The following is a 16,294-nucleotide window of genomic DNA, read 5'->3' as shown; positions in this document are numbered from 1 at the left end:
CGGGCCGCGGGCCGGCCCCGTAGCCCGGCACCCGGGGGCCCGGGAACGGGCGGATACGTTCGGGCAACAGGTCCCGGGAAGGGGTGGTCAGCGGGCGAGTTCGACGGTGATGGGCTCGTTGGGGCAGGTGGCGGCCAGGCGGGTGAGGGCGGTCTTCTCGCGCGGGTCGGCGGTGAGGACCAGCGGGTCTTCACGGTGGTCCAGTCGGTGAGGTAGGTGCAGGCGTAGTGGGCGGCCTGGGGCATCCACTCGGCGACGTCTTTGTCGGCCTTCGAGCGGTTCGACTTGGCGCTGACCGCGATCAACGACCTGGGGTCACCGAGGTCGTTGGCGTAGGCCTCGCGCTCCTTCGAGCTCCAGGCGAAGGCGCCGGAGTCCCAGGCCTCCGCGAGGGGGTCGACGTCCAGGGCGCCGGAGTCGACGACGGCCAGGTCGTCGTAGGGCGAGAACCACGCGCCGCCGCTCAGCGCGCAGCCCGGGCCAACCTCAGGGGCGTCGACGGCCTCGGCGAGGATGACCTCCTTGCGGGTGTTGCAGCCGTTCTTGTTGGCGTCGGTCCAGTGACGGAACTTCGTGCGCTCGTAGCCGTCCCTGTTCTCGTCGGCGACGGGCAGGGCGTTGATGGCGTCGCGAGCCGGATCGTCAGGACCTGCCCGGGGGAGCGGTGGTGGCCGGCCTCGGCCGGTGCGGCCCCAGCGGTCGGCGCGGCCGCGGTGAGGACGGTGAGGGCGAGTAGGGCGCTGGTGGCGAGCGCGGCGGTGGTGCTGGTTTCATCGGAGGGGTGTCCGCTTTCGGATCGGACTTCTTCTCCCGGCTCCGCCGCAGCCCTCGATCCTGAACACCTCCTGTCGCCACCGGTCCAAGCCCAACACGGCTCACCAGACCACCCCACGGCTTCCAACTGCTCGACCCGGCCTGTCCGACGACGGCCGGGCGCCGAGGCCAGCGCCACAGGGCCAGCGGGCCCAGTGATGTCGGCGACGGACCGTTAGGGTCGGGCGGTGACCACCACTGACCCGCACACCAACCGGCCCGAACCAGAGGCACTGCCCGACCCCTCGGCACTGCTGCGCGGGACCAACTGGTCGTCGCTACAGACCGCTACAGGCACCGCCAGGAAACTGCCCCAGGCGCTGATCCGTCTCCTCGAGCCCGACCTGACCGTGCCCGAAGCCCGGAAGACCCTCGACGCCCTCGAACCGGTGCGGCACCAGAACACCATCTACGAGGCCACTCCCGTGACCGCCTTGCTCGTTGCGGCGCTCCTCGCCCGCCGCTCGGCACAGCACGGCGTGGAGGCGGACGGTGTGTGCGCGCTGCTTCTGGCATGGCTCGCCGGCGTCGCCTGCGACTCCGACGACGCGTGCGCCGCAGCCGGCAACCGCTATGGCGACCGGGACTATCAGGACGGCTGCCCCGCCATGGCCGCGCTGCGTGCTCTGCGGCCGGTGCTCTACCGAGCCGTCTCACCGTTCCTCGACGACGCCGACGCAGCCGTCCGCGACACCGCGCTGGCCGCGGCCCTAGCCTTCGCCGAACACCCCGCCCTGGCCCCACACCGAGACAACCTCGCCCGCTACGCCCGCCGGCTCCTCCTCACCAACGACACGCAGTGGCGCCGCCGGCAGGCCCTTGGCGCCCTGCGCGCCTGGGGACACGACACCACCGGCCTGGCCCGCCCCGGCGACGACGACCGAAGCCCCTACACCAGGGACTTCTGCTTCCTCGACGGAGACTTCGCCACCCCGCCCTTCTGACAGCCAGCAGCGCCACGGCTGCCCGCCCACCGCCGGCTGGCTTCGTTCACTTCAAGCACAAGGTCGTCGCCGCCCTCAGCCGGGAGACCTTGCGCCGGATCTTGCGCGAGGGCAAGGTCTCCTGGCAGACGACGACCACATGGAAGGCATCCACCGACCCGGCTTTCATCGCCAAGATGCACTGGGTCCTGGAGCTCTACGACACGCCGCCCGTCGACGGCCGGGTGGTCTGCGTGGACGAGTTCGGCCCGCTCGGTCTCCAGCCGCGCAAGGGCAGAGCGTGGAGGCCACTTCGCGCTCCGCGCCGGCTGAGGGCCACCTCCAACCGCTACGAGGGCGTGATGCACATGCTCGCCGCCCTCGATCTGGCCATCGGCAAGATTTACTACCGCATCCGCGAGCGCAAGCGGTGGCACGAGTTCCTCGGCCTGCGGAAGCGCTGCGAGCCCGCTGGCCCAAGGAGAAGCTGTACGTCGTACTGGACGACTTCTCCCCGCACAAGCACGCCGAGGTCCGTACTTGGGCCGCCGACAACGACATCGAGCTGGTCTTCCTACCCGCCTACGGTTCCTGGCTGAACTGGATCGAGTCCGAGTTCGCCGTGCTGCGCTACTTCGCATTCAACGGCACGGACCACCGCACGTACGACGAGTAGTACGCCGCCATCGCTGCCTGCATACGCTGGCACAACGCCCGCGCCGAGCCGAAGACGGGCTTCGCACCCGAGTCACCCATCCGGGATTGGACCGAATACCCAGCCAAGGCTGCGTAAGGCTATGGGACGTCGTCCAGCCCAGCGACAGCGATCTTCGCAGGGTGCACGTGGGTCCGACCGGCGGCGGCCTGATCGACGAGGGCGTATCCGAGGGTCAGGTCACCAGGGCACGACCCCGTTGTCGTCGAACAGTTGGCCGGTAGGGCCGTCGTCCGGCAGGGTCGCCAGTCTGATGGCGATCGCCGCGCCCTGCTCGGGGGTCTGGGTCCCGCTGAATCCGTTGAGGTCGGTGGCCACGTAACCGGGGCAGGCGTTGTTGATCAGGATGTTGGTGCCGCTCAGCTCCTTGGCGTACTGGATGGTGACGGCGTTGAGGTAGGTCTTCGTCGGCGCGTAGCCCCCGCTGATCCCCCCGAGGTCGACGCCGGGCGTGGTCTGCAGTGTCAGGGAACCGACGTGGCTGGACTGGTTGACGATCCGCGGGTGCTCCGAGCGGCGGAGCAGCGGCAGCATTGCGTTGGTGACCCTGATGACGCCGATGACGTTGGTCTCCACCAGTCGCCGCACGGTCTCGAGGTCGATGGTCGTGGGTTCCTCCGGCCAGCCGCCGGCAACGCCGGCATTGTTGACCAGTACGTCGAGCCGTCCTGCCCGCTCCTCGATCAGTTGGACCGCGGCGGACACACTCCCGCCGTCGGTCACGTCCAGGGGTACGCCGAACGCGTCGGCGCCGGCCGCGCGCAACTTCGCCACGGCGTCCTGGCGGCGTTGCTCGTCCCGGGCGCCGACACCGACACTCCAGCCCCGCGCACCCAGCCCGGCCGCGATCTCATACCCGATCCCCTTGTTCGCGCCGGTGACCAGCGCGATCGTCTTCTCGCTCATGACAGCGAGCATGCTCGTGCTGCGGCCGGGCACCAACACCATCTCGGTAGTGCAGCGATACCTGGTCGGTATCGATCTGCCGTCTGCCGTCATTAGCCTGGACTCATGGAAATTCGCGAGCTGCGGTACTTCGTCGCCGTCGCCGAGGAGCTGCACTTCGGCAAGGCTGCCCAGCGCCTTGGGATGGCCCAGCCGCCCCTGTCCCGCGCGATCACCCAGCTCGAACGGCGGCTCGGAATCGCACTGCTGGAACGCACCAGCCGCAAGGTCACGCTCACCGCGGCCGGAGGCGTGCTTCTGGCCGAAGGTCGCGCGATCCTCAGCGCAGTGACCGCAGCTGAGCGGCGTACCCGTCGGGCCGCGACAGCGCACCCCAGCCTTGTCCTCGCCGTGAAGTCCGGCACCGCCGGCGAACTGCTGACGAAACTGCTCGACGCCTACGCCGCGGAACCCGGCGCAGCCACCGTCGAGCTACTGCTCTGCGAGGCACACCAGCACCAGCTGCTGCAGGACGGGCAAGCCGACGTAGCCCTGCTGCACCTGCCCTTCGACTCAGCAGCCGGGCTCGACACCGAAATCCTGTACACCGAGGGACAGGTCGCGATCCTGCCGGCCTCACACCCGCTCGCCAGCCGCTCTCAGATCCGGATGGCCGACGTCACCACGCTGCCAGAGCTCCCGATGGCGCGCTGGCCCGGTCCCAGCGGCAGCTACCCGGAGGGACCGGGCGCAGAGGTACGGAACCTGACACAGCTCTTCCAGCTGATCGCGCTCGGCCGTACCACCGTGGTCATTCCCGAGTCAGCCAGCGCCGACCTGCGCCGGGACCTCGCTGCCGTACCGGTCCTGGACGCTCCGCCCGTGGCAACGGCGATCGCCTGGCCGCCGCACAGTCGCCTTCGTGCAGTTGCTGACCTGGTCCGCGTTGCAACACGTCTTTAGAACTCGGATTAAGTGGACGTTAAGTCCGTTTCTGGGTGATCTGGTGTCGCCCGTTCGTGGGTACGGGGACGTTCAGGCTGACTCGCATGTCGTGTGCATGGTGGGGTCGGGGCATGGAACGGATGCCGTACTCAACGGACTTGTCTGACGGGCAGTGGGCCTTGATCGAGCCGCTGGTCACCGCCTGGAAGCAGGAGCGGGTGGCGCGCTCGGCGACCGGGGGCCCGGGCTCCTGTGACCTGCGTGAGGTCGTGAACGCGCTGCTGTACCAGAACCGGACGGGCTGTCAGTGGCGGCTCCTGCCGCACGACTTCCCGGCCTGGTCGGCGGTGTTCTGCTACTTCACCCTGTGGCGCCCGGGACGGCCTTGACCAGCGGATTCAGGAGATCCTGCGCTGCCAGGTGCGGGAGCGGGCCCGCCGATGAGAGGACCCGTCCCTGGTGATCACCGACACCCAGTCCGTCCGCGTGGCGGCCGGGGTGCCGAAGGAGACGACGGGGCTGGATGCGAACAAGAAGACGCCGGGGAGGAAGCGGGGACTGGCCGTCGACGTGCTGGGCCTGATCATCGGCGTGGTGGTCCTGGCCGCCGGCGCGCACGACAACGAGGCCGGCATCGCCCTGGGCCTCCACCGCCGGCATGCTCCGCCGCCTCACCACCCCCAGCCCCGCCGGGCGCGACGACGTCGAGCTGGCCGCGTGAACGTCACCGAACTCCTGCGGCTGTTGCAGGCCGAACACGACGAGACCGCGGCACGCGCCGACTACCTGCGCGAACAGATCGACCAACTCACCGGTGCCCTGGCCGAGGTCGAAGCCCGCCTCGCCGAGACCGTCACCACCGGCAAGGTCATCGACGGCCTCACCCTGCCCGACCACGAACCGGCCCCTGCGGAGACCGCCACCGTCTACCAGCGCATCGTGACCGCCTTCAACGAGCATCCCGGGCAGGTCTTTCGGGTTCGCGACCTACACGACCTCCTCGGCCTGCCCACCGACGAGCCCTCGATCAACGTCACCGCTCCCGCCTGGGACGACTCGCTCGTCAAGGACTCCTCGACCAACCCGGACGCGGCCGCTACCAGAAACGGACTTAACGTCCTCTTCAGGTCGGCGAGATGGCCAAGCACCTGGACGAGCGGGTCGGCGAGTTCCGCCACCGTCCGCTCGACCAGGGCCCCTACACCTTCGTCTGGGTCGACGCCCTGACCCAGAAAGTCCGCGAGGGCGGCCGGGTCGTCAACGTCCACTGCCTGGTCGCGGTCGGCGTCAACAACGAGGGCCAGCGCGAGGTCCTGGGCCTGGACGTCGCCACCAGCGAGGACGGCGCCGGCTGGCTGGCGTTCCTGCGCTCGCCGGTCGCCCGCGGCCTGGGCGGGGTCAAGCTCGTCGTGAGCGACGCCCACGCCGGCCTGGTCGACGCGATCGGCGCGACTCTGCCCGGTGCGTCCTGGCAGAGGTGTCGAACGCACTACGCGCGGAGTCTACTCTCGCAGGTTCCGAGGTCCGCCCAGCCCTGGGTCGCCACCCTGCTGCGGACCGTCTTCGAACAGCCTGATGCGAAGGCCGTGCGCCAGCAGATGGCCACCGTCATCGCTGCCCTCGACGAGCGATTCCCCAAGGCCGCAGAGCACTTGGAGCGCGGCCGTGAGGACCTGTTGGCCTTCGCCGTGTTCCCGCGCACGGTCTGGAAGTCGATCTGGTCGAACAATCCGCAGGAACGGCTGAACAAGGAGATCCGGCGTCGCACCGACGTCGTCGGGATATTCCCCGACCGCAGCTCGGTCATCCGGCTGATCGGCGCGGTCCTGGCCGAGCAGAGCGACGAATGGGCCGAGCAGCGGCGCTACATCGGCTCCGAGATCCTCGGCCGCTGCCGCCTCCACCCGATCGAGGGAGACAGCACCGAAGAGACCACCACGACCGCGCTCACCGCATAACCTGAAAGTGGATCACCGAGTGGCCGTCGATACACCACTCCAGCGAACGTGACCTCTCGGTCCGGCCCACTACTTGTCGCTGCTGCAGCGCGTCGCTGGCGCGAACGCTGCTACACCGATACCAAAGCTGACCAATCCCGTCCCGCATTAGGAGTTGCTGCGCCCCGCGAGGAGTGCTGCCATGGAAGTGGTGCAAGGAAGCGTCCTGGCTCGCGTTCCCACTGCGAGCGTCCAGTGACGATCGCCCAGGCGGGAGCTGAGGCAGATGTCGTCCTTCTCCAAGATCGTGCTGAGGTCGCTCGACCTGCTGTCTGTGCGGTTCGAATTTGTCAATCTCATCCTCGTGAAAGACAGGCCCCCGGGTGGCCGGCTGGTGCGAGATGAGCCCGGGCGGGACGCCCTCATCGTCGTCCACTTCCCGCCTCAGCACCTGGCCGAGACTGTGGCCGCCGAGGAAAGTGCCCCCTCCGTTCCGATGCTCGGGCGAGTGGCTGGGCCCAGTCGATTGGCATTCCGACTTCGTGCAGACGTCAACGAGCTTCCGTTCACGCTGGACACACTGCTTGACTGGACGTCACTGGATCCCCAGCTGGTACCTGTGGCGCTGCCGGCCAGGGGCACCGTGTTCGAGGATGCGACGACGGCGCCATTCCCGCGGGCGCCGACCGCCACCGAGACGGCGATCGAGCTGCCGTACCGCCTCCTGCTGTCCCCGCATCCCGGCGGCGGCTGGGCACACTCGGTGCAGCCGGTCACCCACGAGGGCCGGACCGAGCTGTGGCACACCCGCCTCGGCGTCACGCGTGCCGGGCCGCAGGGCTCGGCCTCCGTCGACGAGGAGCAAGCCGAGGACCGGTACGTTCGGGCGGTGTTCTCCCCGGACATGGGCGACGGCCCGGCGGCCGGCGTCGACACCCCGCCAGGGCTGAAGTTTCGACGACAGATCGTCGGCCTGTCGGCGGACTTCAGGCTCCGAAAGAACGACGGTACCGCGTACAGCCCCGAACCGGTTGCCGTCGACCGACTGATGCTCTCCGCACGGGGCGGCTGGTTGCGTGCTCGCGGTGATTGGGACGGGGTGCCCACCTTTGACCTCAGCCAGTGGCAGCATGTGACCACCCTGGGCCGGGACCACTTCGTACGAACCGTTCAAGAAGGACTTCTGTTTCCGTTCGGCCACCGGGCCGCATACATCGAGGTCACCGAGCGCCTCATCGAGGAGCGCTCGGGGGGCCGGGTCGCGGTGCTGCGAGAGCGTCGGTTCATCGCGGTGCGCGAGCCGGTGAGGACGTACCGGCCGGAGGGGTACCCGCACGGCGGGCGGGAGATGCCCTTCTCACAGATCCGCATCACCACGGTCTCTCTGCCCGTGACCACGGAGGACATCCTCCACACCCACGGGATATTCTGGGTGATGTCAGAGGCTCCGGCGCAGGCGGGCCCGGCCCTCTTCCACATGATCGGGACGGACAGCACCGGAGCGGAGACCGACTTCCACGCAGCAGTGATCTTCGTGCCCCAAACCGTCGCCGAGCTCAGCGACATCTTCATGAGCGGTATCAGCCGGGCCTACCGGAGCCTCACCGGCAACCCACCGAGCGAGCGGCGGCGCATTCCGATCGATGGCGCCCAGGTCGTGTACGCCCCGCCCGTCGATCCTCTGCGGCCGGGTGATACCGCCCTGACCACCGAGTCACTGGTTTTCGACGTCCACATCGCCCCCGACGGTGCCACCACGCCGCCCGAGGTGCCCTTCCTGCCGGTGCTGGAGTCCGCGGTGGTCCGTGTGCCCGCCGTCGAGCAAATCACCGGCGTCTCCGAACCGGTCGAGGTCGGCCTCGCGCGGGCATTCCTGGAATCCGGGCTGGACGCCGCAGCCAACCCCGCCCAACTCTTCGCCGAGGTGACGGGCCCGGCGCTGGATGTGGCGCTGCCCGCGGAGCGGGGCGGCGCGCTGGCCCGGCTGGACCTCGCGGCGCGGGGGCTGTCCCGAAGCCTCGGACCGGTGGGCGGCGACTTCGACCAGCTCACCGCGGGGAGGTTCGACCCGAGCACGTTCTTCGCCGACAGCGCCCGGCTCCTCGGGGCCGTGCGGTTGAGCGCGCTGCTACCCGCGAGCGGCGACCAGGCGCAGCTACCGCGGATGGTGAGTCACGTGACGTCCGACGCGGTGGTCGCCACGCTGGACTGGGAACCCAAGATCACCGACGGTGCGGACACCGGGCCCCTGCGGTCGCGCCCTCCCGGCATGTCACTGAGCCTGCACGCCCGAATCGAGCGGCCGATGGACGGCGGTCCGGCCAGGTCGTCGGTCAGCACCACCCTCTCGAACTTCACCTTCTCCTTCCAGGACGTACTGAACGTCAACTTCAACGCCCTGTCCTTCCGGTCCGAAAACGGCGGCCAACCGGTCGTCAGCGCCGACCTGGCCGACGAGGCCCTGGTCTTCCGGCCGCCACTGTCCTTCCTGAACGCGCTGCGCGCCCTCATCCCGTCGGACGGATTCAGCGATCCCCCGGCACTTGAGGTCGGCCCCTCGGGCGTGAAGGTCGGCTACTCGCTGGCCCTGCCGCCCGTCACGGTCGGTGTGTTCGCACTGGAGAACGTGAAGCTGGGCGCGAGCCTGCACCTACCGTTCACCGACGGCCGGGCCAGCCTGCGATTCAACTTCGCCGAGCGGCACGACGAGTTCCTGTTGACCGTTCAGGGTCTAGGCGGCGGAGGCTACTTCGTCATCGCGCTCGGGCTGGACGGCATCGAGATGATCGAGGCCGCGCTGGAGTTCGGCGCAAGCGTCTCGCTGGACTTCGGGGTGGCAAGCGGCGGCGTATCGATCATGGCGGGCGTCTACTTCCACTACGAGAAGGTGGCGACCGAGCTCACCGGCTACCTGAGGATGGGCGGCGACGTCGAGGTCCTTGGCCTGGTCAGCGTGTCGATCGACATGTTCATGGGTCTCAGCTACGTCCGTGACGGTGACGGCTCCGAACGGATCTACGGCGTGGCCACGGTGGTACTCAAGATCGATCTGACCCTGTTCAGCAAGTCGGTGGAGTTCACCGTGCGGCGCAGCTTCGCCAAGGGCGACGGTGATCCGGGTTTCGGCGACGTCATGTCCGAGGCCGACTGGGCGGCCTACGCGGGCGCCCTCGCATGAGAGGAGCCAAGGGTGCCCGAGAAACTGATGTGGACGGCGTTGCCCCATGGGCTGGTCGGCGCGGGCGACACTCGCCGGCTGCGCCTGTCGGTGCTGGTCTCGCCGCGTCTGACGACGGTCGACGGTGCCGACGGAGAGCTCTCCGCCTTCCCCGACCTGCGCCACTGGACTGCGGTCGTGGCGGCCACCGAGTTCGCCCTGGAGCTCGATGGCATGGTGGTCGCCGACGGCCTTCGGCCCCTGAACACTCTGGAGCCCACGCTGTGGGAAGCGTTGTTCACCGACCGGACGCGGGTGCGCTCGCACGTGCCCTCCGACTACTCGGCACACCGGTTGGTGTCGTACCCGTTCCAGCAGGTGCGGGACCAGGTCCGGGCGCTGTACGGCAGGGTCGCGGCGGAGTTCCCGCTCGGCCTCCCGCCCCTTCGCGTTCGCGACCGCAGCGGTGAGCATGTGTTCCATCCGCTGGCAGATGCCCTGCGGGACCAGGGTTTCGGCCCCGGCGATCCAACGGAGCCTCCACCGGTGGTCGACCCGACACAGCCCCCGCCGCCGGGCCTGCACGTGCATGCGTTCGCGCCCGCCGACGGGCGCGAGTCGGCCTCCGAGGCCGTGGCCGCGTTCCAGCGGTTCCACGAACGCCCGGAGCGGCCGGACACCCCGCTGCCGAAGGAGGCGGAGCTCGCCCAGCTTCTCGACTTTCACCAGGCACTCTCCTGCCTCAGCGACTATCCCGAGCTGCTGACCCTGTTGGGGCTCGTCCTCGACCTTGAGGTGCCCACCGCCGCGGTGCGCCCGGAGTCCGATCCACGCCGGCTGCGGGTACTGCCTCGCTGGAAGCCGGCGGACCAGGCCAGCCCCGAACCTGACATCTCGCCGGCCACCAGCTCGGTCTGGGACGGCACCGACTTCACCGCCGCCGGCTCGACCGCGCCGGGGCGCCAGGGCCTGCTCGACCTGGACGGGAGCCGGTTCGACCTCTCCGACGTCGACGTGGACGGCGCGGTGCACAAGATCGTCAACCTCGGGCTGAGCCTGGATGCCATCGCGAACCGGAAAGCCGCCGACCAGCCGACGGGCGCCGGCCTGCCGGTGCTGCGCTCCGCCGGGTTCGCGCTGGTCCGCGACGCCCGGGCGAAAGCCGTCGCCGAGGAACTCGCCCGGGCGAAGGCACACAACGATCTGCTGGCCGCATCCGGGGTGCCCGTCCTGGAGGCCGAGCAACTGATGCGCGGCTACCGCGTGGACGTCTGGGACTCCCGCTCCGGCGAGTGGCACTCGTTGTGCCGGAGGATCGGGACGTACCGCTTCGAGGCGACCGGGGCCGAACGCACGTTGGAGGACGAGGGGTTCGTCCAGCTATCGGCCGCGGGCATGCCCGCCGGGCCGGGCGGCCCGGACCAGCCGGCCGAGTTGTACCTGCACGAGTCGATGCTGCGCTGGAACGGGTGGAGCCTGGTGGCGCCGCGGCCGGGCCGCGCGATCTCCCGGGAGGAGGCCGGCCCCGGCGGGGCACCGGAGTCGCCGGCGAGCGCCGCCGTCACGGCCTTCGGCCTGCGGACCGGTTTCGCCCCGGCCGGCGGGTCACTGCCGAGCCTGCGGTTCGGAGTCGGGTACCGGCTGCGGGCCAGGGTGGTCGATCTCGCCGGCAACAGCCGGTCCCTGGCGGAGGCCGGGAATACTTCGGCGCTGCCGGCCGACCCGCCGGGCCGGACGTACCTGCGGTACGAGGCGGTGCCGTCGCCGGTGGTGGTGCTGCGAGGGGCGCTCGACGGGGAGAGGGATCCGGGCGAGTCGCTGGACCGCATGGTCGTCCGCAGTGCCAACACGGGCCTCGATGAGGACCGGACCCCGACGGGTCGGACGGCCGAGCGCCATATCGCCCCGCCACGAACCACCGAGGCGCTCGCCGAGGCCCACGGAGCCTTCGACGACGAGAGCGGCCGGCTGCGCGGCGACCGGGCAACGTACCGGATGATCCGGGAACGCGACGGTGCCCAGCTCGGCCAGGAGCGGGAGGTGCCCGTCGCGCCGGAGGAGCAACTGGTGCTGCCCTGGCTCCCGGACCCCCTGGCTCGGGGCGCGGCCCTGCGCGCGCTTCCGGGAGCGCCGGAAGGCATGGTCGGAGCGGCGGACGGCGAGGGCCGGCTCTCGTACCACGCCATGGAAGTGCCGCAGCCCGGCAGCGTCACCCACCTCGACTTCGGTGCGGCCTCCGAGTGGCCGGCCATGCGGCCGTTCCGGCTGGTGCTTCGCGAGGGTTCGGGCCTGCCGGGCTGGGACGCGCGGAGCCGGGTCCTCACGGTGGAGCTGCCCAAGGGCGAAGTGGCCGAGATCCCGCTGAGCTGCTTCTTCCACCGGGCCGATCTCGATCTCCTCGGAGTCTGGGACTGGATCCGGCGGGAGGTCGACGCCATGGCCGCCGAAGCCGCCGCCCCGGCGGACCTGGCGTCGTTGGGCGAGCAGGTCATGCTGTTGACGCAACTGGCGCTGGAGGGCGGGCACTGGGCCCTCACCCCGGCCCGCACCTTGACCCTGGTGCACGCGGTGCAGCAGCCGCTGGGCACGCCGACCGTTCAAGAGTTGGTGGCCGAAAGGGACTTCGGGGCCGCCCAGGCGCGACTGCTGGGCGCTGTCCAGGTCCATCCCTCCAGTACGGGCCGGATCGACCTGGTGGCCCGCTGGAATGAGCTTCCGGGGCCGGCTGAGGATCCGGTCGCTCGACGACAGGTCGAGGATGCCGCCGCGGAACTGCGGCTGCACTATGGCCGGGTCCCGGGCGGTATCGAGTTCGGCGGCGAGACGGTCGCCGATTACGACCCCGTCACGGGCCGGGTCACAATGGATCACCTGCATCATCCGGCACACCAATTCGCCGACACCAAGCACCGCGTGGTGCGCTACCGCGCCGTCACGACCAGCCGCTTCTCGGAGTACTTCGTCCGCCACGCGGAGGTGACGCTCCACGGGACGGCGCCCACCGTCCTCGATCCGGCGGGTGTCGGCCTGCGCTCCGAGACGGTGCGCAGCGCGGACGGTGCCGCAGCCTTCGTCCGCGCCGAGAGCGACGGTGGCGGCGACTACGTCATGGACTGGCAGGCCGGGACGATCGCGCGGTCGACTGGCAGCGCCATCCCCGATGGCCGGCCCGTCCAGGTGGAGTTCCTGCCGCCGGTGAACCGCGACAGCCCGGAGACAGTGGTCCACGTGCCGAGCTCGGCCCGGCCCGCCGCCCCACGGGTGCTGTACGTGGTGCCGGCGTTCGAATGGCGACGCCAGACGGGCAGCAACCTGATGGCCAGCCATCGACGTGGACACTGGCTTCGGGTCTATCTGGAGGGGCCGTGGTTCTCCTCCGGCGAGGGTGAGCAGCTCGGGGTGCTCGTAGCCCGCGGCGTCGCCGAACCGGTGGGGGCCATCGCGCGCTACGTGACCCGCAGCGGCCGCGACGTGCTGCGTGGCGGGGGTCTTCCCCCGGACGCGCACTTTCCGCGGGGCGAGGCAGACTTCGGCGACCTGACACTCGACGAGCTACCGCCCACCTCCGACAACCGGGTGAACGTGTACGGCCACGACGTCGCCTTCGACGCCGACCGGGGCCTGTGGTACTGCGACATCGAGGTGGACCTGGTCTCGTCCGCCGTGGACGGCAAGGGCCCGGCCTTCGAGCCCTTCGTCCGACTGGCTCTGGCGCGCTACCAGCCACACTCGGTCGTCGCACCGGACCCGGCGGCGCCCGGCACGTCACTGGACGTCAAACTCTCCAGGGTGGTGCTGGCCGACTACGTTCAACTCCACGCCGACCGTTCGGTACTGGTGACGTACGACCCGCAGAGACCCGCGCGGCTGCGGGTAGCGGTCTCCGGTGACAGCTACGAGCGAACAATGGAGGACGTCGGCCCCAGCAGGATCGAGATATCCGTCCAGGAGCGGGAGCCGGGCCTCCAGGGCGAACTGGCCTGGACGCCCGTCAAAGGGGGCACCGTGACACCCGACACCTCCGGCGGACCTGCACCGGGCGCCGTGCTGTGGCGCGGCGAGGTCCTGCTCCCCGAAGGCCGGGCCGCCGGCGGGTTCCGCCTCGTGGTCGAGGAGCACGACACCCTCCGGGCCGACGACCCCGACCAGCCCCCTCGCCTGCTGTACGCCGACACCCTGGATCTTGCGGAGATCGGATCGGTCACATCGGCTTCCAGCACGATGCTGGCCTCATCTCCCAACCCTTCAGCGGTCGGCACGGCGGTGACGATCACTGCCACAGTCAGCGGATCGGGAGCCGAGAAGCCGACGGGTGTTGTGACCTTCACAGCCACGGGAGCCGGAGCCGGGAGCCGCACGCTTGGGCACGCGTCGCTCATCACGGGGACAGCATCGATTTCCGTGACAGACCTCCCGGCCGGTACTCACGTCATCACTGGCTCCTACAGCGGTGACTTCTCGTTCGCGCTCAGTAGTGGAGTAGTGGCCCACCATGTCAACCAGGTCGAGGAGAGGCCGGACATCATGGAGCTGGCACGGCAGTTCTTGGCGCAGTCCAGCAAGCTGGCCGACCAGGGGCAAGCGGCACAAGCAGTCGCGGCGGCGCGATCGGCTGTGGACATCCTGCACGAGACCCAGGCACCTCCCGAGGCGAAGGCCGAGTACCTGGGCCTGCTCGCGGAGGCGTTGCACGAGGTGGTGAAGCGGTTGATGCAGGCCGGTCGGGGCGGGGAGGTGGCGCAGCCGGCTGCTGAGGCTGTGCAGGTGTACCGGCAGGCGGCGAGTATCTCGACAGGCGAGTCCGTGATGAAGTTCGCCGGTGATCTGCTGACGCTGTCCCAGTGGCTGGCGGACGCCGCCCTGCCGGCACAAGCGGTTACGTCAGCACAGACGGCAGTCGATGTCCTGCACGAGACCCAGGCACCACCCGAGCACGAAGCCCAGTACCTCTCGCTGCTCGCAGAGGGGTTGCACATCCTGGCGCAGCGGAGTTCCTTCTCGGTGCCCCGGACACACGGTGACCCGCTCAAGACTCTGCTGAACGCATTTCGGTTCATGGGCGAGCCGGTTCTTGAGGGCTGCCTGGCTGGCACGACGATCATGCAGATGAACGACACAGGCATAGCTGTCCGGAAGGTCCAGGTTTCTCTCATATCCCTTGGCTTCAATATTCCGGCCGGTGCCACCGGGTTTTTCGGATCGCAGACGCAAAAAGCCGTGGAGGACTATCAAGCGGCACGGTCCCTGGCAGTGGATGGCCAGATCGGCCCGAACACAATGGCGGCACTGGACAGCGACTTTGTCAACGAGTTGCGGCCGTTCCCGGCATGGCTTTCCACCTCCGTCGGCCTGGGTGTCCGGGCCGACGGCAACTCGGTCAAGGTGTACGTCGGGGGTGACGAGGCATTCCCTGACATCGCGGCAGCCTTCCGGTCAGTCGGCAGCGGCGATTTCATCTATATCGCTGGATGGTTCCTCGACCTGGACTGCCCGCTCGACGTGCAGGCCGACGGTACTGGCGATCCCGCGACGACCCCGAAGAGCCTGCTGCAGTTGGCGAGTGACAATGGTGCCGACGTTCGCGCACTACTGGCCAAGAATCCCGCCGGCGGCAGCGGAGGCCCCTTCGGCTTCTTCAACAACGCCGCCGCGGTGAGCTTCATCAACGGCCTCACCAACGGAGCGGCCATCGAGGACGGCCGGGTCCTCGACGCGGGGACGCACCACCAGAAGGTGGTCGTCGTGTTCGCGGGAGGGACGCTCCTTTCCTTCGCCGGCGGAATGGACCTGAACCGGGACCGCGTGTCGTGGGGCAACCCCCCTGCCCTGCCGCTCCACGATGTCCACTGTCGGTTTGCAGGACCCGTGGCCGAGAACCTCTACCGGAACTTCATTCGAAGGTGGACGGATTCGCCAGTAGCAAGTGCCCTGGCCTCGGTCAACTCGTCGGTAGGGGTTTCCGGCCCGGTGGGTGACATCCAATGCCAGTCCGCTTGGACATTCGGAAACGGAACGGCTCACTCGGGAAGTTTTGGCACTGGTTCAGGATATACATTTGCCCCCACTGGGGAACGCTCCGCCAAGTCCGTGATCCTAACGGCGATCGCATCCGCCGCTCAGTTCATTTACCTGGAGGAGCAGTACCTTGTTGATATGGATATCAGCGCCGCTTTGCAGGCGGCACTCCCTTCCATTTCGTCACTGATCATCCTGACCGAGGACACGGACACGGTCAACAATGAGACTCCTGGAATCGGCCAGTATTGGGCAAGGCGCAAGAATTTCCTCAGCCCTCTCCTGGCTGCGGGACCTGGCAAGGTCATCGCCTGTACCCATGCCCAGAGATACGTTCACTCCAAGACGTGGATTTTCGACGATGAGTTCGCCGTCGTCGGATCAGCCAACGTAAACCGCCGGGGCATGACCCACGACAGCGAACAGGCAGTCGGTCTCTTCGAGCCTGTCTACGGGTTCCTGGTCAAGGACCTGAGGATACGGCTTTGGTCCCTGCATCTCAACCGTCCTGCCAGTGCGCTCACGAACGCGTTCCCCGCCTTGCAACTGTGGTTCGGAAGCCTCAGCGCCGCGAACGTGGTGAAGTTCGACCCCAGTTCGGGAACGGATCCGAGCCCACTCAGTGAGCCCGCGTGGAACACGATTCTCGATCCGGACGGCACCTGACACTACCGAGCAATCCCCTCTCACTGCCGGACCCGCCGCTGGGCGAGACGGGCCGTATCCGAGTCATCATGGCCGATCAACTCGTTCGGGACCTCGATGCGGTGGTCACTACTGACTTCGGCTCGTCAGGGTGAACTGTCCCGATTTGCCTGACGGGCTCGTTGTGGTGGCTGTATCCGGTGGTGTGTGAGATATGCGGATGGGGGCGGGTTGACCGCCGTGGGACGGCTGCGCCGGG

At 69.0% G+C, this 16,294-nt stretch carries 7 protein-coding genes and 2 pseudogenes; 7 read left to right on the top strand and 2 right to left on the bottom strand.

Annotated elements, in window-relative coordinates:
* Nucleotides 1-407: HNH endonuclease family protein (locus ABZ885_RS22995; protein ID WP_360191621.1), on the bottom strand; the 407-nt coding region annotated here is incomplete at its 3' end.
* 594 nt (nucleotides 408-1,001) lie between these two features.
* Here ABZ885_RS22995 and ABZ885_RS22990 point away from each other — a divergent pair.
* Nucleotides 1,002-1,757 carry a hypothetical protein gene (locus ABZ885_RS22990; protein WP_360191615.1) on the top strand — a complete coding sequence of 252 codons (756 nt, stop codon included), beginning with the start codon at nucleotides 1,002-1,004 and terminating at the stop codon, nucleotides 1,755-1,757.
* 409 nt (nucleotides 1,758-2,166) lie between these two features.
* On the top strand, nucleotides 2,167-2,412 hold the full coding sequence (locus ABZ885_RS22985; protein ID WP_360191612.1) for a transposase: 246 nt from the start codon (nucleotides 2,167-2,169) through the stop codon (nucleotides 2,410-2,412).
* A gap of 219 nt (nucleotides 2,413-2,631) precedes the next feature.
* Here ABZ885_RS22985 and ABZ885_RS22980 read toward each other — a convergent pair whose 3' ends face one another.
* On the bottom strand, nucleotides 2,632-3,369 hold the full coding sequence (locus ABZ885_RS22980) for an SDR family oxidoreductase (RefSeq protein WP_360191618.1): 738 nt from the start codon (nucleotides 3,367-3,369) through the stop codon (nucleotides 2,632-2,634).
* A gap of 93 nt (nucleotides 3,370-3,462) precedes the next feature.
* On the opposite strand from ABZ885_RS22980, the gene ABZ885_RS22975 reads away from it, so the two are divergent.
* From ABZ885_RS22975 to ABZ885_RS22955, 5 genes and pseudogenes are all read left to right on the top strand, one after another.
* Nucleotides 3,463-4,299, top strand: coding sequence for a LysR family transcriptional regulator (locus tag ABZ885_RS22975; RefSeq protein WP_360191609.1), 837 nt, complete (start codon nucleotides 3,463-3,465; stop codon nucleotides 4,297-4,299).
* Between the two features lie 113 nt (nucleotides 4,300-4,412).
* Nucleotides 4,413-5,002 (top strand): annotated as a pseudogene (locus ABZ885_RS22970) (transposase).
* Between the two features lie 386 nt (nucleotides 5,003-5,388).
* Nucleotides 5,389-6,239: pseudogene (locus ABZ885_RS22965) on the top strand (IS256 family transposase); the annotation flags it as partial.
* A gap of 265 nt (nucleotides 6,240-6,504) precedes the next feature.
* Nucleotides 6,505-9,396 carry a hypothetical protein gene (locus ABZ885_RS22960; RefSeq protein WP_360191606.1) on the top strand — a complete coding sequence of 964 codons (2,892 nt, stop codon included), beginning with the start codon at nucleotides 6,505-6,507 and terminating at the stop codon, nucleotides 9,394-9,396.
* A 12-nt stretch (nucleotides 9,397-9,408) separates the two neighbouring features.
* Complete coding sequence (locus ABZ885_RS22955; protein WP_360191603.1) at nucleotides 9,409-16,056, top strand: Ig-like domain repeat protein; 6,648 nt, start codon at nucleotides 9,409-9,411, stop codon at nucleotides 16,054-16,056.
* The last annotated feature ends 238 nt before the right edge of the window (nucleotides 16,057-16,294 follow it).

The organism is Kitasatospora sp. NPDC047058 (assembly GCF_040643935.1).
Lineage (GTDB): Bacteria > Actinomycetota > Actinomycetes > Streptomycetales > Streptomycetaceae > Kitasatospora.
This window is presented reverse-complemented; position numbering and strand designations above follow the sequence as displayed.